At 66.0% G+C, this 17,982-nt stretch carries 18 protein-coding genes, 1 other RNA gene and 1 pseudogene; 14 read left to right on the top strand and 6 right to left on the bottom strand.

Annotated features, from left to right (window positions below):
• Window positions 1-113 precede the first annotated feature (113 nt).
• A complete protein-coding gene (locus OXG55_09770) occupies window positions 114-530 on the bottom strand; it encodes a M67 family metallopeptidase (protein ID MCY4103531.1) in 417 nt (138 codons plus the stop codon).
• 67 nt (window positions 531-597) lie between these two features.
• On the opposite strand from OXG55_09770, the gene smpB reads away from it, so the two are divergent.
• Together smpB and ssrA are read left to right on the top strand one after the other, a co-directional pair.
• Window positions 598-1,086 (top strand): SsrA-binding protein SmpB, encoded by a 489-nt coding sequence (gene smpB, locus OXG55_09765; GenBank protein MCY4103530.1) that lies wholly within the window; start codon window positions 598-600, stop codon window positions 1,084-1,086.
• An 86-nt stretch (window positions 1,087-1,172) separates the two neighbouring features.
• Window positions 1,173-1,560, top strand: a transfer-messenger RNA (tmRNA) gene (ssrA, locus tag OXG55_09760).
• Window positions 1,561-1,622: 62 nt separating this feature from the next.
• On the opposite strand, the gene OXG55_09755 is transcribed toward ssrA, so the two are convergent.
• On the bottom strand, window positions 1,623-2,579 hold the full coding sequence (locus OXG55_09755) for a hypothetical protein (protein MCY4103529.1): 957 nt from the start codon (window positions 2,577-2,579) through the stop codon (window positions 1,623-1,625).
• 37 nt (window positions 2,580-2,616) lie between these two features.
• Here OXG55_09755 and OXG55_09750 point away from each other — a divergent pair, with 37 nt between their 5' ends.
• The 4 genes from OXG55_09750 (at window position 2,617) to OXG55_09735 (ending at window position 7,261) form a co-directional block, all read left to right on the top strand.
• On the top strand, window positions 2,617-4,041 hold the full coding sequence (locus tag OXG55_09750; GenBank protein ID MCY4103528.1) for an amidohydrolase family protein: 1,425 nt from the start codon (window positions 2,617-2,619) through the stop codon (window positions 4,039-4,041).
• A 143-nt stretch (window positions 4,042-4,184) separates the two neighbouring features.
• On the top strand, window positions 4,185-5,471 hold the full coding sequence (locus OXG55_09745) for a hypothetical protein (protein ID MCY4103527.1): 1,287 nt from the start codon (window positions 4,185-4,187) through the stop codon (window positions 5,469-5,471).
• 178 nt (window positions 5,472-5,649) lie between these two features.
• Window positions 5,650-6,531, top strand: a complete 882-nt coding sequence (locus OXG55_09740; protein MCY4103526.1) for a zinc-binding alcohol dehydrogenase — start codon at window positions 5,650-5,652, stop codon at window positions 6,529-6,531.
• A 4-nt stretch (window positions 6,532-6,535) separates the two neighbouring features.
• On the top strand, window positions 6,536-7,261 hold the full coding sequence (locus OXG55_09735) for an SDR family NAD(P)-dependent oxidoreductase (GenBank protein ID MCY4103525.1): 726 nt from the start codon (window positions 6,536-6,538) through the stop codon (window positions 7,259-7,261).
• 7 nt (window positions 7,262-7,268) lie between these two features.
• On the opposite strand, the gene OXG55_09730 is transcribed toward OXG55_09735, so the two are convergent.
• On the bottom strand, window positions 7,269-8,219 hold the full coding sequence (locus OXG55_09730; GenBank protein ID MCY4103524.1) for a D-glycerate dehydrogenase: 951 nt from the start codon (window positions 8,217-8,219) through the stop codon (window positions 7,269-7,271).
• 182 nt (window positions 8,220-8,401) lie between these two features.
• On the opposite strand from OXG55_09730, the gene OXG55_09725 reads away from it, so the two are divergent.
• Genes OXG55_09725 through OXG55_09695 form a run of 7 tightly spaced genes read left to right on the top strand, consistent with a single transcriptional unit; the run spans window position 8,402 to window position 15,746 of the window.
• Window positions 8,402-9,103 (top strand): ABC transporter ATP-binding protein, encoded by a 702-nt coding sequence (locus tag OXG55_09725; protein MCY4103523.1) that lies wholly within the window; start codon window positions 8,402-8,404, stop codon window positions 9,101-9,103.
• Entirely contained in the window at window positions 9,100-10,092 is a 993-nt protein-coding gene (locus OXG55_09720) for an LLM class flavin-dependent oxidoreductase (GenBank protein MCY4103522.1), read from the top strand. The genes OXG55_09725 and OXG55_09720 overlap by 4 nt, the downstream gene beginning before the upstream one ends.
• Window positions 10,089-11,228: an NAD/NADP octopine/nopaline dehydrogenase family protein gene (locus tag OXG55_09715; GenBank protein ID MCY4103521.1), complete on the top strand. Its 1,140-nt coding sequence runs from the start codon at window positions 10,089-10,091 to the stop codon at window positions 11,226-11,228. The genes OXG55_09720 and OXG55_09715 overlap by 4 nt, the downstream gene beginning before the upstream one ends.
• 3 nt (window positions 11,229-11,231) lie before the next feature.
• Window positions 11,232-12,563, top strand: a complete 1,332-nt coding sequence (locus tag OXG55_09710; protein ID MCY4103520.1) for an amidohydrolase family protein — start codon at window positions 11,232-11,234, stop codon at window positions 12,561-12,563.
• A gap of 12 nt (window positions 12,564-12,575) precedes the next feature.
• On the top strand, window positions 12,576-14,072 hold the full coding sequence (locus tag OXG55_09705; GenBank protein MCY4103519.1) for a class I adenylate-forming enzyme family protein: 1,497 nt from the start codon (window positions 12,576-12,578) through the stop codon (window positions 14,070-14,072).
• A gap of 5 nt (window positions 14,073-14,077) precedes the next feature.
• Window positions 14,078-14,884, top strand: a complete 807-nt coding sequence (locus OXG55_09700) for a GntR family transcriptional regulator (GenBank protein MCY4103518.1) — start codon at window positions 14,078-14,080, stop codon at window positions 14,882-14,884.
• Window positions 14,811-15,746 (top strand): ABC transporter permease, encoded by a 936-nt coding sequence (locus tag OXG55_09695; protein MCY4103517.1) that lies wholly within the window; start codon window positions 14,811-14,813, stop codon window positions 15,744-15,746. Before OXG55_09700 ends, OXG55_09695 begins: the two co-directional genes overlap by 74 nt.
• A 122-nt stretch (window positions 15,747-15,868) precedes the next feature.
• Here OXG55_09695 and OXG55_09690 read toward each other — a convergent pair whose 3' ends face one another.
• Both OXG55_09690 and OXG55_09685 read right to left on the bottom strand, forming a co-directional pair.
• Window positions 15,869-16,159: a HigA family addiction module antitoxin gene (locus tag OXG55_09690; GenBank protein MCY4103516.1), complete on the bottom strand. Its 291-nt coding sequence runs from the start codon at window positions 16,157-16,159 to the stop codon at window positions 15,869-15,871.
• A gap of 16 nt (window positions 16,160-16,175) precedes the next feature.
• Window positions 16,176-16,424 carry a type II toxin-antitoxin system RelE/ParE family toxin gene (locus OXG55_09685; protein MCY4103515.1) on the bottom strand — a complete coding sequence of 83 codons (249 nt, stop codon included), beginning with the start codon at window positions 16,422-16,424 and terminating at the stop codon, window positions 16,176-16,178.
• Between the two features lie 313 nt (window positions 16,425-16,737).
• Between OXG55_09685 and OXG55_09680 the strand changes: the two genes are divergently transcribed.
• Window positions 16,738-17,418, top strand: a complete 681-nt coding sequence (locus OXG55_09680; protein ID MCY4103514.1) for a superoxide dismutase family protein — start codon at window positions 16,738-16,740, stop codon at window positions 17,416-17,418.
• 43 nt (window positions 17,419-17,461) lie between these two features.
• On the opposite strand, the pseudogene OXG55_09675 reads toward OXG55_09680, so the two are convergent.
• A pseudogene (locus OXG55_09675) lies at window positions 17,462-17,833 on the bottom strand (serine hydrolase).
• Between the last annotated feature and the right edge of the window lie 149 nt (window positions 17,834-17,982).

Raw genomic sequence — 17,982 nt, 5'->3', positions numbered from 1 at the left:
CTGGATTCCGGCCTTCGCCGGAATGACGTGTCGGGGCGTCGGGAGCATGGCTCAGCAGTCTCCTAGCAAGTCGCTGGGGATTCTACCGGTGGGGGTTGGCACCTCGATCCGCCTCAGGGGAGGACCTGCACCGCTTCCTCCTCGATGATCCGGCCGACGATGCGGTAGCTGCGCAGTGCCGGCGCCGGGTGCTTCAAGGAGACGATCACGTGATGCCACACGCCGAGGGGATCGAAGCGGCTGGCCTGGGCCACGTCGGTCGGCGACGGGTACGCCGTGCTGGCGGTGTGCGAGTGCATGACCCCGACGACGGTGAGGCCGGCCTCCTCGGCCTGCTTCTCGACCGCCAGGTGCTCGGCGCCGTCGAACTCGTAGATGCTCTCGGAGGCGGCGGCGTTCGTCATCGGGTAGAAGGCAACCACGTTGTCGGTCCCGAAGGTGGCGGCGAACAGCCCGCAGGCCTCGTTCGGCAGCCCCGCCACCGCGTGGGCCAGCATCCCGTCGTAGGTCTCGCGGCTCAACGCCAGCACGGCCGCAAGGCTACGTTGCCGCGCCCTGCAGCCCACCCTTGCGCCGGTGGCTCGTTAACCTGCGCTCATGGACGAGCCTGAAGTCAAGGTGGTCGCCAGGAACCGGCGCGCCCAGCGGGACTTCGAGATCCTCGGCAGCTATGAGTGCGGGCTGGTGCTGCGGGGCAGCGAGGTGAAGTCGCTGCGCGACGGCACCGTGACCCTGGCCGAGGCGTACGGGCGGGTGTCCGGTGGCGAGGTGTGGCTGCACTCCATGCACGTGCCCCCGCAGCCGAGCGTCGCCAAGGCGTTCGCCCCCGATCCCGACCGGCCGCGCAAGCTGCTGCTGCACCGGGCCGAGATCGACCGCATCAAGGCGCGCGTCGAGCAGGACCGCCTGCTGCTGATACCGCTGTCGCTGTACTTCCGCGACGGCCGGGCGAAGGTGGAGATGGCCCTGGCACGGCGGCGCCGCAAGGTGGACCGGCGGACGATCCTGGCCCGCCGGGAGGCCGAACTGGAGGCCCGCCGGGCCCTCTCGCAGGCAGCCCGCGAGCACGACCGGGAAGTGCGCTGACCCGGATCGCCCCGCCGGGAGGATCGGGCGCCAGGGAACCGTTGTCGCAGGGTCTCGGTACAGTGGGTCGTACCGCACATTGACAAGGGGCTGATCGGTTTCGACGTCGAGACCGGGAACCGTGCTACGCGACCGGAGTTGCTCAAACTCCTAAAACGGGGCACCACAAGACACGGCAATGATGAACCCGTGCTCCTCGCCGCCTGATCGACTGATCGGACAGTGAGGTAACTGCGACCCCCACGGGGGCACGCGGGGCCTGTCCACTGCAGCCTGGCAACAGAAGCAGGGGAGGACAGCCGGGAAAGACCGCTGACGGCGAGAAAGACCGCTGACACCGGAGAAAGATCCGGCGGAGCCCTCCGGGGCAGCCGACCCGACGGCACGCAATCCGCAACGCGCCAATCGGGAATGGTCGTATCGGAGGCGGCAACCGCTCGACGGACGGGGGTTCGATTCCCCCCAGCTCCACACAACTCGAGGGTTTTTTGCTTCGTGAAGCCCGCACGACGATTCCTCTCAGGCTTCCGTGACGGTCACTGCGCGTTGATGGCGTCGATCTTCCTGAGGATCCACTCGCCGGCGCAGACCGCCGACGTCCGCGTGACCACGTCCCCTATGGGCTCGACCATCGCGTCCGACCGCGGGTTGTGAAAGAAGGGCAACGACACGCGCTCCGTGGTGGGATCTTCGATCACGACCCGGTGGTACGAGGAGACGTACTCACCCCTTGTCCACATCTCCAGGAGATCGCCAACGTTCACGACCAGCGCATCCTCGACTGACGGCACCGGCAGCCACTGACCGGACCGCGTCTTGACTTCGAGCCCGGTAACGCCGTCCGTGGTCAAGATCGTGATGGTCCCGAAGTCCGTGTGTTCGCCACGACGCGTCGCCGCAGGATTCTCCGCGCGGTCGACGACAGGCGGGTAGTAGTTGGCGACGAGCGTTGAGGCGTGGTTGCGGTGCGCCGCCGCAAAGTACCGCGGGTCCTGTCCGAGCATCGTGGCCAGGACCACGAGCAACCGTTCGGCAAGGACGCTCATCTCACGGTAATAGCTCTCCCAGACGCGACGGAATCCGTCGAGGTCGGGCCAGATGTTCCGCAAGTAGAACCGCTCACCGAACGGCAACGAGCTGAGCGTTCGGAGCGTTTGCGCGTCGTCGACCCTGCCGATGGTGAATATCTCCACCAGATCCTTGGGCGTGTCTAGTCCGACGCTCGATGCCGTGGCGATCGAGCCCGGGCCTCTGTAGCCACGGGGCTCGGCCGGGTGAAGGCGGGCGGCGGTCCGGCGGACTGTCTCGGGTGCGTGAAACAGCTCGCGGGCCGCCCGATCGATGGCCCTCGACGCCGCTGGATCGATGCCATGCCCCGTGATCAGAAAGAACCCGATCTCGCGGCAGGCACGATCGATGACGCTGCCCCCTGGGTGCCGACTGCTCGACTCCTCGGCGAGCAATCGGGATACATCGACAACGGGTGGGATCAAGCGACCACCTCCTCTTGTCTGATGTATGATAACTCTTGTGTCTGAGCCGAGCAAGAGCGCGGGCACGGGCGGCGGACCGACCGCCTCCGGTAACCAGCACGAACCACCGGCGCCCGACATTCGTATCGAGGGTGGGACGATCCTTGCGATCGGCGACGGGACAGGATTCGCGGAGACCGGATTCGTCGACATCCTCGGGGATCAGGTCGCGGCAGTCGGGCCGCTCGAGGATCGATCCGCAACACGCCCCGGGCGTCTGATCGACGCCTCGGGAAGCGTCATCCTGCCGGGGCTCGTCGACGCACACACGCACCTGTTCCAGGTGGCTGCGCGCGGCCTGGGGGATGGTCTCAGCCTTGTGGACTGGCTGAGGCGGCACATGATCCCACTCGCGCTGGAACTCAGGCATGAGGAGAGCGTTGCGCTCAGCGAACTCGGCGCCCTTCATTCGCTCCGCTCGGGCACTGTCGCCGCAATCAATCATCACTACGGCGGCCGTCGACAACCCGAGGATGCGGTTGCCGTGGCGCACGCAATGGAACGAGTCGGCATGGCAGGCGCTGTGGCGCGGGTGATGATCGGGGAACGGACCGATGCCGCCCGGGCGTTCGAGACTCCTCCCGAAAACCACATCTACACCAACGCACAGGAGATCGAGTTGACCGAGGCAGCAATGCGGGAAAAGTCGAGTGGGCTGGTGGCGTTGTGGCCGGGTCCGGGCAATGCCGCGTACTGTTCGGACGAACTCCTCGTCGCGGCTGCAGAACTTGCTCGCCGGCACGGCGTTCGATGGCACACCCACGCCGCCGAGGACTCCTTCTCGGTCGATGTGACATGCCACTTCCGGGGTGGCCGTCGCACACTCCACCTGCTGGCCGACCTCGGTGTCCTCGACTCGAACGCAGTCCTGGCACACGCGGTGGCGCTCGACGATTCCGAGATCGAACTCGCTGCCCACCATCGTCCGCACCTGGTGTACAACCCGATCTCGAACGCGTTCCTGGGTTCGGGGATCATGCGGCTCACCGACCTTCGGTCCCGCGAGGTCCCCGTCGCGGCGGGCAGCGACGGGTGCGCCGTCGCCGGCCAGGACATGTTCGAGGTGGCTCGCTTCGGGACCCTGCTGCAGCGCGCTCAGCTGACCGATTCCGCTGCCGTCAGCGTGAGCGACATGCTCAGGCTGATAACGGGCGGGGGGGCTGGCGCTCTTCGGTCCGGGAGCGGAACCCTTGCGCCTGGCCACCCTGCGGATCTCATCATGGTTAACACATCTTCGCTTCACCACGAGCCAATCAACGACCCTTGGGCGACGGTCGGCTGGTTCGCCAACGGCCCGGATGTCTCCACTGTGGTTGTTCGCGGTGCGGTCGTCCTCGACGACGGCGAATTCACCACAGTGGACGAGGCCGAGGTCCGCGCGAGGGGTCTGGCTGCCGCCCGCGACGTCCTGGCCCGACTCTGAACTCGCAGCGCTGACATCACCACTGGCGGCATTGCCAGCTGCACTGGTGGCACTAGTAGCAGGCCGCCTTGTCAGGCATCAGACATCTTACTACTGTGGGGGGAGTTGGACAGGTGGGGGGGCACCCCCGGGGGGGAGGACCCATGAACAAGCAAGTACGAATCTGGATCGCCCTACTGCTCGCGATGGCGATGTTCGCCGCCGCGTGCGGAGGGGACGACGATTCCGGCGCAGCGCCAGCGCCCGAACCCGCGCCGGCGCCCGAACCCGCGCCAGCACCGGAACCCGCGCCGGCGCCCGAACCCGCGCCAGCACCGGAACCCGCGCCGGCACCCGAACCCGCGCCGGCACCCGAACCCGCGCCCGCACCGGCTGAGGACTCCGACGCCGAAGCTGCGCCGGCCGGAATCGACCTGGCGTCGGTGTGCCCGAACCCACTGGTCATTCAGACCGGGTGGTTCCCCGAGGCGACTCGGGCCTGGTTCTGGGGACTGATCGACGATGGCGAGGTAATCGCCGACAGAGGAACGCTGAGGGGTCCGGCCAAGGCAGATCCGAATCTCACCATCGAAGTGCGAGCCGGCGGACCGGTCACCGGATTCCAGGCAACGAACTCGATGCTCTACGCCGATCGGGACATCTTCATCGCCGATCAGAATCTCGACGCGATGATCGCTGCATCCGGCGAGTTCCCGGCAGTCGCCATCATGGCACCCATGGTCAGCCACCCGCAGATCCTCTTCTGGGATCCCGACGACCTCGACGTGTCCAGCATCGACGACATCCGCGAGAGCGGGGCGACGGTGCTGGTGGCCGGCAACGCGGTCTACGCGGAAGGGCTCGCCGGAATCGGCGCGCTCGACATCGACCAGGTCGACTTCTCGTGGGACTTCTCGCCGGCCCGGTTCGTCGCCGAGGACGGAATCGTGAACCAAGGGTTCGTGACCGACAATCCGTACTCGTACCCGAACCTGGAGCAGTACGGGAAGCCCATCGAGTACATCCTCGTGAGCGATGCCGGGTATCCCAACTTTGGCCCGATCCCGACTGTTCGTTCCGAACTCATCGAGGAAGAAGCCGACTGCCTTCGCGAGTTCGTCCCGGTGATCCAGCAGGAGATCGTCGACTACGTCGCCGACCCTGCAGCGACGCACGCGCTCGTCGCCGAGATGACCGAGGCGTTCGGCTCACCGGTGCCGCGCACCATCGAGGCCGAGGAGTTCGCTCATCGCGTGATGATCGACGATGGACTGTTGGCCAACGGGCCGTCGGGATTCGTCGGCGAGATCGATCTCGGGCAGGTCCAGACGATGATTGACATCGCCGTGCCGATCTTCGTGGGGCAAGGCTCCGACGTGATCGACCCGAACGTTGCAGTCGAAGATCTCGTGACCAACGAGTTCCTCGATCCAACCATCTCTCTGCCTTAGAACAAGCGAGACGCTGTCCGCTCCGAGTGCACGACCCATTCGAGCGATGAGAGCCGGCACGGCGGTGTGGTTCTCAGCTCGCGAGACCGTCGAGTTGTGCACATACCCGGGGCGGGCACCGTCCGATCACGAGGTCTACGTCGAGGCCATGTGCTCCCTCATCAGTTCGGGTACCGAGATGCTCGTCTACCGCGGCCAGCGTGCACCCGATGAACCACTCGGGGTCGAGACCTGCGAGGGCTCATTCGGCTTCCCAGTGAAGTATGGCTACCAGGTGATCGGCGAAGTGCGCGAGGCCGGCCGGAAGACACAGCACCTGCTCGGCCGCCGCGTCTTCACCCGTCATCCTCACCAGGACGCGTTCACGCTACGTGCCGACCCGAACCTCGTCGTCGCCCTGCCCGACGAGGTGAGCGATGAACAGGCGGCGTTCGCGAATCTCTACGACGTCGCCCTCAACGCCCTCATGGACGCGCCGGTATACAGAGGCGACGTCGTAGTCGTGCTCGGACTGGGGATCATCGGCCTGATCGTCACGGACGAACTCACCCGAATGGGAGCCCATGTCATCGGCGTCGACCCGATCGGGCATCGTCGCGGCATCGCCCGCGAGCTGGGCGCCGCCGGCGTTGCGCCGTCAGAGGCGAGCGAATCCGCGAACGCACTGTCCGAGGGCAGGGGTGCAGACATCGCGTTCGAGGTAAGTGGGGCTGCCGCGGGCCTGCAAACTGCCTTCGAAGTGACCGGCGCCGACGGGACGATCTGCGTCGTGGCGTACTACGGAACGAAAGACCTCACCGTGCGACCCGCGCATCACTTTCACTTCCGGTCCCAGCGTGTCGTGAGCACGAGTGTCGTGAACGTCAACGCCGCGCTGAGCCGAAGATGGACGCGAGCTCGACGCTTCAACGAGGCGCTCCGGCGAACCTCGAACATCGACATCGACTTGTTCATCAGCAATCGGTTCCCGTTATCCGAGGCGCCCGCGGCATATCGGCTCGTGGCCGAGCCCAACCCCGAGACGATGGGAGTCCTGCTCGAGCACACCTGCCGGATTTGAACCCGTGTTCCAGAAGCAGACAATCCTGATCACCGGAGGCACGTCAGGGATAGGACGCGCTCTCGTCGAGGAACTCGCCGACGAGAACGTCGTCCTCACCTGTGGATCGTCTCCGGACCGCGTCGAGCGCCTCGCTGCTGCACACCCGAGCGTTCGCGTTCGTCGCATCGACCTGGCGGATCGGCGGGGCGTGCAGGAACTCTTCGACTTCGTCAGTTCACAGACCGACCGGCTGGACATGCTCGTCAACAATGCAGGCGTCAATCGGGGCGGCGATCTCGAGTCGCTGGCGCGGGATCCTGACCTGGTATGGAGCGAACTCGGCGTCAACCTCGCCGCACCCATTCTGCTTGCTGCGCTGTGCCTTCCCCTGCTGCTGCGGTCACAACAGCCTCGGATCGTGAACATCGCCTCCGTCGCCGGGGTTCTCCCACGTGGCTCCACACCGGTCTATTGCGCGTCCAAGGCCGGCCTGCGCATGTTCGGCGGCGCACTCCGACACGCCGTCGCCGGCACTGACGTCAGGGTGATCGATGTCATCCCTCCGCTGGTGGATACCGAAATGGCGCGCTCGCTGGATCTGCCCAAACAGTCACGATCGAGTTTCGCCCGCGAGTTACTCCGGAGGATCGAGCGCTCGCACGGTGGGGAACTGGTTTTCGGCGCCAATCGTTTGACGCTCTGGATTCACCGCTACTCCCCGAGGCTGGCAGTGCGCCGATTCAAGTGACCGCGCCTCACCTGACTCGCCCTTCGACGACCGAGTGCGGCATCGGATCACCTCGGATCGCGGCGATCACGTTGCTGACCGCCATGTCCACCATCTTCGTCCGCGTCTCGATCGTCGCGGAGCCAATGTGCGGCAGAACCACGCAATTCGGAAGTGCGAGCAGAGGACTCGTCGGAGGCAGCGGCTCTGGGTCGGTCACATCGATGCCTGCTGCCCAGATCTTGCCCGTCTCGAGCGCGCGCACCAGTGCCTCCTGATGGACGACCCCACCACGCGCCGTGTTGATCAGGATCGCGGTCGGCTTCATGACCTCGAACTCGCGATCACCGATGAGATGATGGGTCGCGGCGTTCAGTGGGCAGTGCAGGGTCACGATGTCCGCCTGTTGGAGAAGATCATCCAACCGAAGGCCGTCGCGCGAGTTGGTGTGGACGATCTCGAGCCCGAACGGTCTGGCTCGGCGGGCGACCGCACGTCCTATCTTCCCGAGGCCGACAATGCCGAGGGTCTTGCCGGTGAGACCGGTCCCGCACATCCAAACGGGATTCCACGGCGGCCACTCGCCGGCCCGCACTGCGTCGACGGCTTCGGGCACTCGCCTAGCCGTGGCCAGCAGGAGCGCGAACGTCAGATCCGCTGTCACGTCCGTGAGAACATCAGGCGTGTTCCCCACGCCGATTCCGCGCCTGGCACACTCCGCGATGTCGATGTTGTCGTAGCCCGCCGCAACATTCGCGATCACCCGGAGAGAGGGTCCGATCGCTTCGAGGAGGCTCACGTCGATGCGCTCGGCCACCGTGCAGATCATGCCGAAACACCCACCGGCAGCCTCGACGAGTTCCTCCCGGGTCGGCGGACCCGCCGAGCCGCAGACGCGGACATCGGCCAAGTCCTCCAGAAGTGCGAGGCTGCTCCCGGGGAAGTTCGAGCGGGTAGCGACGACCAGCGGTCGGTTCACGGTTCAGATCCGGAGACAGGCGGATCGTGGAGCAGCTCGGATGGCCGAGAGTCTCCGCTTGACGTAGTCCGCGACATCTAGACGAAGCTATCAGATGTCTGATAGGTTGTCAATCATGCCAGAACTAAGCGCAGGAAGAGATTGTCGTGCCTGAGTCAGCATTGGAATTCGACAACGTGAGTATGACGTTCCCCGATGGCACCAAGGCTCTTGAAGAGATCGATCTCAATGTCGCGGCGGGCGAATTCGTCGCCATCGTTGGTCCATCCGGCTGTGGCAAGTCAACGATCCTCCGCCTCGCTTCAGGGCTTCTCGAGCCGTCGAGCGGCACAGTCACCCGTTCGGATCGTTCGCTGGGGTACGTCTTCCAGGACGCAACGCTCCTGCCGTGGCGCACCGTCAACCGCAACATCGATCTCTTCCTCGAGTTGCAGGGGGTCGCCAGATCGACCATGAAGGCTCGCTCCCGGACCGCGTTGGAACTCGTCCGGCTCGGCGGATTCGAGAATCACCTCCCGAATCAGCTCTCCGGAGGAATGCGAATGCGGGCGTCCGTTGCACGCAGCCTTGCGCTCGAGCCCGAGCTGTTCCTCTTCGATGAGCCCTTCGGCGCGCTGGATGAGATCACACGACAAAGCCTCAACGGTGAGATCTCGCGGCTCTTCACCGACCAGAGCTTCGCCGGGCTGTTCATCACCCATTCCATCAGTGAGGCGACCTTCCTGTCGACCAGGGTTCTCGTGATGTCCCCTCGCCCGGGCCGGCTCGTCGCAGAGTTCTCGGTGCCATTCCCCCAGCCCCGGACCGACGAGCTCCGATTCCAGCCGGACTTCGCGAGCCTCTGCGGGGAGATCTCAGCCCAACTCAAGGAATCGCTGTCATGAAGTACGGACTGGCCATCTGGCTGGATCAGCCTCTGGACGCGATCTGCGACTTGGCGGTCACCGCGGAGGATGCGGGCTTCTCGGATGTGTGGCTACCCGATCACTACTTCCTGCGCGACGTCTACGCCGCGCAAGCGCTCATCGCCGCGAGGACCACCACGGTCCGGCTGGCCACGGGAATCGCGGCGATCCAGTTGCGCCATCCGGCACTCATCGCAAGCGCGGCGGCGACCATTGCAGAGTGTTCGGGCGGGCGAGCGGTCATCGGGATCGGCCCGGGAGGCCACGAGTTCCCCAGCCAGTTCGCCATGCGACCCAAGAGCCCGCTCACCATGCTCCGCGAGGCGGTGGTGATCATCCGCCAGCTCAGTTCGGGTTCGGCGGACTTCCGGGGCGACTACTTCTGCGCTGATGGCTCGGCGTTGGGTTGGCGGATCGACCCTCCGCCGCCGATCTTCCTGTCGGCACGCGGCCCCCGCATGCTCGAGTTGAGCGGGGAGATCGCCGACGGGATCATCGTGCACGGCGTCCACCGCGACTTCATCGACTACGTCCGCGCCCGCGTCGCCCACGGCGCCGCGAGAGCGGGGCGCGACCCCGGCGAGTGCCAGATCGCCGTCATGTTGGACGTGGAGGTCGACCGGGACGAGGCGGCGGCCATGGACCGCCTCCGCCCGCGCTGCACGCTCATGGCCGGAGGCAGCTACGCCGACGAGTTGATTCCGGTCTACGGGTTCGACCCCGGCGCCGTCGCGACGCTTCGGACGGCGCTCAACGACCCCGACGTGGCCGAGGCGCGCTACGTGACCGACGACATGGTCCGCGCCTTCGCCATCGGCGGCACCGTCGAGACGGTCGCCGAGCAACTCGGCGAGCTCCGCGGCCTCGGCGTGGACCTGGCGATCCTGAAACTCGGCGAGGGTGACACGGCCGCCACGAAGACCCTCATCGAGACCGTCGCACCCATTATCAGAGGAGAGCTCGCGTGAGGATCCCCAGCGACATCGCCGTCATCGGAACCGGCGGCGGCGGCCTGACCATCGCCGCCGAACTCGGTCTGGCCGGCCGCCCGGTCGTGCTGGCGGACCAGCCCCGATTCGGCACCGCCCTCGAAGCCGTCGACTCCGCCGGCGGCATTGAGGTGACATTCCGCAGTTCGCCCTCTGACACGGCGGCCGAGTCGCAGCTTGCTCCTGTCGTGGCAACGTCGACCGACCCCGTGGCAGCTGCCGCGCTCGCGAGCGTGGTGATCGTCTCGGTGCCGTCGTACGGACACGAGCCGCTCGCGACGCTCCTCGCGCCCGCGTGGCGAGACGGACAGAGCGTCCTCTGGGTAGGCGAGCCCGGGGGCGCCTTCTCCGCAATGGCAGCTCTGCGGAAGATCAACAGGCACCCCGACATCACCGCCGGTGAGACGAATTCGCTGCCGTATGCAGGTGCGTTCGTCTCCGGTCCGGGGAAGGTCGGAGCAACCCGGAAGCTCGGTGGAACGCTTGTCGCCGCGCTGCCGAGCAGCCGTCTCGATGACGTGACACGGCTGGCATCTGCCATCTGGTCCTGGGTCAGTGGGGCGGAGAACGTCTGGGAGACGCTGCTGCTGAACTTCAACGCCATCGACCACGTGCCGGCCATGCTCCTGAACCTGGGGTCGATCCAGCAGCCCGAGGGCACGTTCACCCTGTGGGGCACGGGCGGAAGCCCCGGCGTCGTCAACGTCATCGAGGCGCTCGACGGGGAGTACCTAGCGATGCGCAGGGCCCTCGGTCTCGCCAATGAGACACCCTACGAGGACTACCTCGTGGCTCAAGGCCTGGCCGACCGGAAGGAGAGCACCCTGTTCGAGACGGTGCGGTCGAGCCTGCTCGCACGGGTGGAGTTCGCCTGCGGCCCGGGAGCATTGGATCATCGCTTCGTGTCCGAGGATGTGCCGTACTCGCTGGTGCTGGCCTCGTCGCTGGGCCGGGAACTGGGCGTCGCCACCCCGGTGATGGACAGCCTCATCGTGCTGGCGTCGGTTGCGTCGGGCAGGGACTACGCCACCGAGGGCAGGACCCTGGCCGGCTGGGGACTCGACGGTGTCGGCAGTGCGGGATTGCGGTCAGCGGCCGAGCAGGGCTGGTGGTGAGGGATGACTCCAGGTGACGTCGACCTCGTGCTGACGGGGGGTCTCTGCATCACCTGCGACGAGGCGGGCACCGTCACCGCCGGCGACATCTACGTCGACGGTGGACGGATCGTCGCCATTGGAGGCCCGGCGCGGGCGGCGCGCCGCAGCGTGGACGCCTCGGGGACGATCGTGATACCAGGCCTGGTGAACCTGCACGATCACCTGCGAGACATGACTCCCGGGTTGGACGCGGGCGAGGGTCTGAAGCTGGACGAGATTCTGCGGTTCTACTGGCGGCTGAGCGAGGCGGCCGGGGCGGCGGAGTACGAGACAATGGCGGCGTACAGCACCGCCCGGCTGCTGGCCGCGGGTACGACGACGGTCGTCGACCACGTCTACCCGTTCCATCGGGACGGGCTCGATGAAGCCACAATCGCCGGCTACGAGTCCACCGGCATCCGCTGGTACCTAGCCCGGGGCCTCATGACGCAGGGCCACGACCCGATTTGCGAGAGCCTCGAGAACGGATTCGAGCGGATCCGTGGGCTGCTCAACGAAGGCGTGCCGGCGGAGCGCCTCATGCTGGCACCCGTGTCGTTCCGCCAGGCCGCGCCCACTGACTATGTCGCAGCCCGGGAGTTCGCCGAGGTCCACAGCCTGCGGCTCTACACACACGTCGCCGAGACGGCCACCGAGGTCCAGAACATCCAGGCCGAACACGGCTGCCGCCCGATCGAGTTCCTGGATCGCCTGGGTTTCTGTGGCGCGGATGTGACGCTGGTGCACTGCGTGCTGCTCTCCGACGCGGAGATCGACCTGCTGGCACGCACCGGCACCCACGTGGTGCATTGTCCCAGCAACCACATGAAGCTGGCCAAGGGCTTCACGCGCGTCGTGGATCTGATGGATGCCGGGGTGAACGTCGGCTTGGGGATCGATCAGATGGCCGACATGTTCTGCGAGATGCGCCAAGAGGTGCTGCTGCAGTCGATCCGAAACGAGAATCCGGGCGCGGTCTCGCCGCCGGTCGCGCTGCGCATGGCCACGGTGAACGGCGCCAGGGCCGTTGGTTTCGGCGGCCAACTTGGCGAGGTCTCCGTCGGGGCGCTCGCCGACTTGATCTGTGTCTCGGCGCGGGGCTTGAGCATCGATCCGATCCTCGACCCGGTCTGGAGCGTGGTGCACCGCGCCAGAGGTTCCGACGTGCGTCACGTCATCGTCGACGGGAGCGTCGTCGTGGAAGATCGGGAGTTCGTGCACCTCGACGTCGAGGCTCTGCGCCGTCAAGCGATGGACGTCATTGACAGCTACTACGCCAGAGCGGGTATCGACAGGATCCGCGTAGAGAACTAGGGGCCGAGAACCATGGACATCGTGAGGGTTCTGGAGCGGGCTTGCGAACGCCACGCCGACAGGCCGGCGCTCAGCCGGGAGGGAACGACCGTCAGCTACGCCGAGGTCGGCGAGCGGGTTCCCGTCGTGGCGGGCACTCTCGCCGACTTGGGGGTCGGGCAGGGCAGCACCGTCGGGATCTGCAGTCCCGACAGCATCGAGGCGTGGCTGACGATTTTCGCCGTCTGGCGACTCGGCGCCTTGCCGGCGCTCATCGACGCTCGCACGCCCGACGACCGGCTCGGCTACTTCGTGGGCGACATGGACCCGGCGGTCGTCGTCTCCGACGACGAGAACCGCCCCCGCCTGGCCGAGATCCTGGGCATCGAGGCGGTGCGGCTGGCTGACGTCGTCGGTGCCGGAGGGACGGCGACCGCGCCGAACGATCACGACGAGTCCTCTCCCCTGTTCCTGTCGTATACCTCGGGCACGACCGGCGACCCGAAGGGCGCGGTGCTGACCAGCGGCCCGGTCACGCTGGGGGCCGCCTGCATCGCCGAGCGGCTCGGCTACGGGATGGACGACGCGCTGGTGGCGACCACCCCGGTGGCGAGCAGCTTCCAGCTCGTGGCCAGCGCCATGCCCGCTCTGCACACCGGCGCCCACGTGGTGCTCGCCGCCGGCCACACGCCCGGTGAGATCTGGGACGACATCGCCGCCCACGACGGCACCGTGCTCGTGGCCTACCCGCTGACCCTCGCCGACGTCGTCGGCCTCGCCCGCGAGAACAGGCCCTCACACGGGTTGCGCCTGGCGCTGTCGGGAGGCTCACCGCTGGCGCCGCGCATCAAGCGGGACTACCGCGAGCACCTCGGCATTCCCCTCGCTGAGAGCTACGGCCAGAGCGAACTCGGCGGCTTCATGGTCCTCGGAGCCCCCGGCGACGAGATCGCCCCCGAGGGTTTCGCCGGTAGACCGCTCCCGGACCGGCTGGCCTACGTGGCCGACGCCGACAACCGGGAACTGCCCACCGGCAGCATCGGCGAGGTCGTGGTGGCCGACGGGTTCTTCGGCGAGTATCGCAACAAGCCCGAGGCCTATGCCAAGACCACAGCCGGCGGGGTCCTCCACACCGGAGATGTGGGAGTGGCCTCGGCGAGGGGGCACATCAAGGTGATGGGTCGGGTCCAGGAAGCCGACGCCGCGCAGCGCCGCGGCGGGTTCCTGCGTGAGGTGGAGGACGTCGCCTACGACCATCCCGCGGTACGCCACGCCTCGGTGGTCATCGACGTCGACGGGGAGGTTCGCTGCTTCGTGGAACTCTCCACTCCCCGCAGCACCGACGAAGGCGAGATCGAGGAGTTCATCCGGGCGCGCCTGAAGGAGTCGCTCTTCCCGGCGGGTGTGCACATCCTCGAGAAGTTCCCTCGCACCTTCAGCGGCAAGGCCGACCGCCTCCACCTCAGCACCCGGAGTTCCACCTGCCGTCCGGTCGGCACAGTTCAGACATCAGATAAGCTGCGAGCATGAGTCCGATGGCGAAACCGCTCCGTGCCGACACCCGTCCTCTGTACGTTCAACTCGTCGAGGCCGTGCTGAACATGATCGACGAGGAAGAGCTCGAGCCCGGGGCGGCACTTCCAAGTGAGCCGGAACTCGCCCGCATCTTTGATGTTGGCCGCTCGACGGTTCGCGAAGCCATGACCTATCTGGTCCACGAAGGAATCGTGCAGCGAACGCAGGGCTCAAAGACCGTGCTCACCGCGACACCGCACGCCTCGCTCGGGCTGGAGGTCCTCGAGTCATTCGAGAGTCTGGCAGCGCGCCAAGGCTGGACCTGTGGAACCACAGACATCCGGATCGATCAGTCACACGCCGATCTCGAGCAGGCCCAGAAACTCAATATCGCGCCTGGTTCGGCTGTCACCGTCCTCACCCGCGTGAAGACCAAGAACGATCAGCCGATCGCACTCATGGAGAGCGTCGTGCCGGCATCTGAAATCGACCCGAGCCTTCTCGCGGACAAGTTCTCGTCCTCCATCACCGACCTCCTCGCAGAGCAAGCGGACTTGCAGTTCGCCGTCGCTTCCGTGTCAGCAACCGTTGCAGGCGACGAACTTGCAGTTGCCCTCCGGATCGAGCCGAGTGATCCGCTGGTCGTCCTCGAGGAAAGCTTCTACTGCGGCGCCGAGAATCCCGCGGCGTGGAACAGAAACTATGTCCTACCTGGCGCGTTGACCCTCGAGATACTCCGGAGGGTGCCGCAAAATGGGGTCGCGGCAGAATGGCGCAATCGCCGCGCGGCTGCGCTTCGAGAAGCGTCTGACAATGGATCCAGTTGACGGTGATAATCCGCCGACCACTTCGACTCTTCGAATCATTGCCGTTGGGGCGCCAAGCAGGATCTGGAGCTGGATCCAGGAGCGTGGCACAGCTCGGATAGTAGGCCCGGTCGCAACCCTTGGGTTGTTCATCACGCTCTGGTATCTGTTCTCCGGCGTGATTATGTCGCCCCAGCGGCGGTTTCTTGTCCCTCCACCCCATGAGGTCTGGTCCGTATCGATCATCGACGCCGGCAAGCGGGCAGAGCTGCTCGATGGTCTGTGGGTCACAACCCAAGTCTCACTGACCGGGCTGTTCATCGCCATCGCCGTTGGAGTGACAGTCGCGACCATCATGGTCGCCGCTTCATGGATTGAAGTATCCCTCTACCCCTACGCTGTCCTGTTGCAGGTCATACCGATCTTGGCAATCGTTCCGCTGCTCGGTCTGCTCTTTGGGTTTGACTTCCGAAGCCGCGTGATCGTTTCAATAATGATTTGCCTTTTCCCGATCATCACCAACACGCTGTTCGGTCTCAAGTCGGCCGATAGCGAAATGCACGACCTGTTCTCTCTCCAAGGAGCATCGAGAGCAACTCGATTCTGGAAGCTCCAACTGCCCGCTGCCCTACCTGCGATGTTCACCGGATTCAGAATCGCTGCAGGCGCATCGATAATCGGTTCTATTGTTGGCGACTTTTTCTTCAGGCAGGGCGAACCGGGTTTGGGGATTCTGCTAGATCGCTATCGTGCTCAACTGAGGACTCCCGAACTCTACGGAGCGATCTTCTACTCGGCGCTCCTCGGAATTGCGTTCTTCTCGGCATTCGGATGGCTAGCTAGACGAACCACCGGTCGCTGGGCCACGACACAGGCGACGTAGCGCTGCTGCAATCGGACTCCGGGGACACTCCTTCGGAGGTACCGAGACAACAACTCTCGGTCCAAGTCCATGGTGAACCACGGCGGCTGGTGCGATGCGTGCAGCAGGAGGCGGGCGTTGGGTTAGGCGCGTGCTGCTGCTGACGGCAGGCTCTGGATGGCCGCGCCGTTGGCTTGCTCGGCGATGATGAGGTCGAATTGGGTCTGGAGGTTCAGCCAGAACTGGGCCTCGACGCCGAACCAGTGCCCGAATCGCAGAGCGGTATCGGCGGTCACGGATCGCTTGCCGACAATGATCTGCCCGACGCGGTTGGGCGGCACGTCGATCTGGCGCGCGAACTCGGTGGGCGACACACCCAGTTCCTGCAACTCCTCCTTGAGAATCTCTCCGGGATGAACAGCGCGCTTGAACATGGTGACAGCCTCCTTTCTAGTGGTAGTCCACGATCTCGACATCCGTTGGCCCCAGATCACCGGACCAGGTGAAGCAGATACGCCATTGCCGGTTGATCCAGATGGAGTACTGGCCCCTCCTGGCACCCCGAAGCATCTCAAGCCGGTTACCGGGCAGCGCCCGCAACGTCTCCAGCGACGGCACCGCGTTGAGGGTCGCCAGCCGCCTCGTGGCCTGTTGCTCGAAGCCTTGGAATGCCGGGACGAATTCTCCAGCGGCGAACATCTCGGTCCTCTTGTCCTTGTATCCGACGATCACGCCAGAAACAGGATAGACGCTTGACGTCCATCGTCAACACAGAAGCCGAATCAGGAAGGACGGCTCGATCAACGATCCTCCGGAGGAACAACACCAGACCCGGACATGGATGCTCGACCTCCTGGACAAGTTCACGAGAGTGTTCGACCCACGAGTAGCCAACATCCTCGACAGGTAACTCCCAGGACAAGCCGACACGCGGAGAGATGAGGGCGGGCCTCGACGGGTGGGGCGCGAGGCTGCGCCGCGTGAGCGGTCCGGCCCAAGTAGCGTCCGCGCGATGACACGCCATCGCCTCCTTCCGGTTCCTCTGCTCGTGGGTCTGTTGTTGATCCTCACGACCTCCGGGGTCACGTCACAACAGGGTGACGCCGACGAGACCGGCGCCGGCGCCCCGCTCACCGCCACGGCCCATCTGGTGGGTCCCGACGGCCGCGCTGTGGGAACCGTCACGCTCATCGAAGGCCCCAACGGAGTGCTTGTGCAGGCCGACGTGACCGGCCTGTCACCCGGCGGTCACGGATTCCACATCCACGCCGTTGGTGCATGCGAGCCCGACTTCAGCGCTGCGGGTGACCATTTCAATCCGGAGGGAATCGATCACGGGTTCATGCACGAGGGCGGCTGGCACGCCGGCGATCTGCCCAACATCTACGCCGCTGCCGACGGCACCGCTCGTGCAGACTTCTTCACCGCGGCGGTGACGTTGACCCCCGGCGCCGAGAACTCGATCTTCGATGCCGACGGCTCGGCGATCATCGTTCACGCCGAGCCCGACAGCTACGGCGAGTCCCCCGGTGCGGGCGAACGTGTGGCGTGCGGCGTGATTCGCCCCGGCGAGCCCGAGAACGTCGGTGGCGGTGCGGCCGCAGAGGACGGTCCCGCCGACTCGGTTGACAGCGACATGACGGCACCCGGCGCCGCCGAGGCAGGGCCCAGCGAGGACGTTCCGGCCGGCTGAGGGGGAATCCGACCGCGAGACCGCTGCATCTCCGCCGGTCCGCTCACTCGTCGAAGTCGTGGGTCAGCAGCCGGTACGCGAGACCGTCGACGCTGTTCACCGAGTTCGACAGGACGACGACTGCCTCGCGGGCCTGAGGATCGAAGCCGATGAACGAGCTGTAGCCGCCGGTGGCGCCGTTGTGCCACACGAACCGGCGGTCGCCCTCATCGGCGATTATCCACCCCAGCCCGATGTCCATTCCCAGCGCCGGATCGGTGATCTGCGCGACGTGCGTGCGCGCCATCGCCTCGCGTAGCGGCGTCCGGCGCAACCCGAGATTGGCCTCCAGGAAGATCAGAAGATCGTTGACCGTCGAACGCAGGGCTCCCGCGCCCGCGAGAGCCGGGACGTCCCAGTTGGGCACCGGCTGGAGTCCCGCGTCGTGGCCGTGTGAGCGCTAGTGGTGTGTCGGTAGTTTGAGTGCGGGGTGTGGTGGGGTGTCGACATGAGCCGTCCTGCTGCCCCGGTGAGAGTCACCCGCGGCCGGCGGGCCGAGTTGGAGAGGCTGAGGTGTTCGGGCGC

Source organism: bacterium, assembly GCA_026708055.1.
Classification (GTDB): Bacteria; Actinomycetota; Acidimicrobiia; order Acidimicrobiales; family CATQHL01; genus VXNF01.
This window is presented reverse-complemented; position numbering and strand designations above follow the sequence as displayed.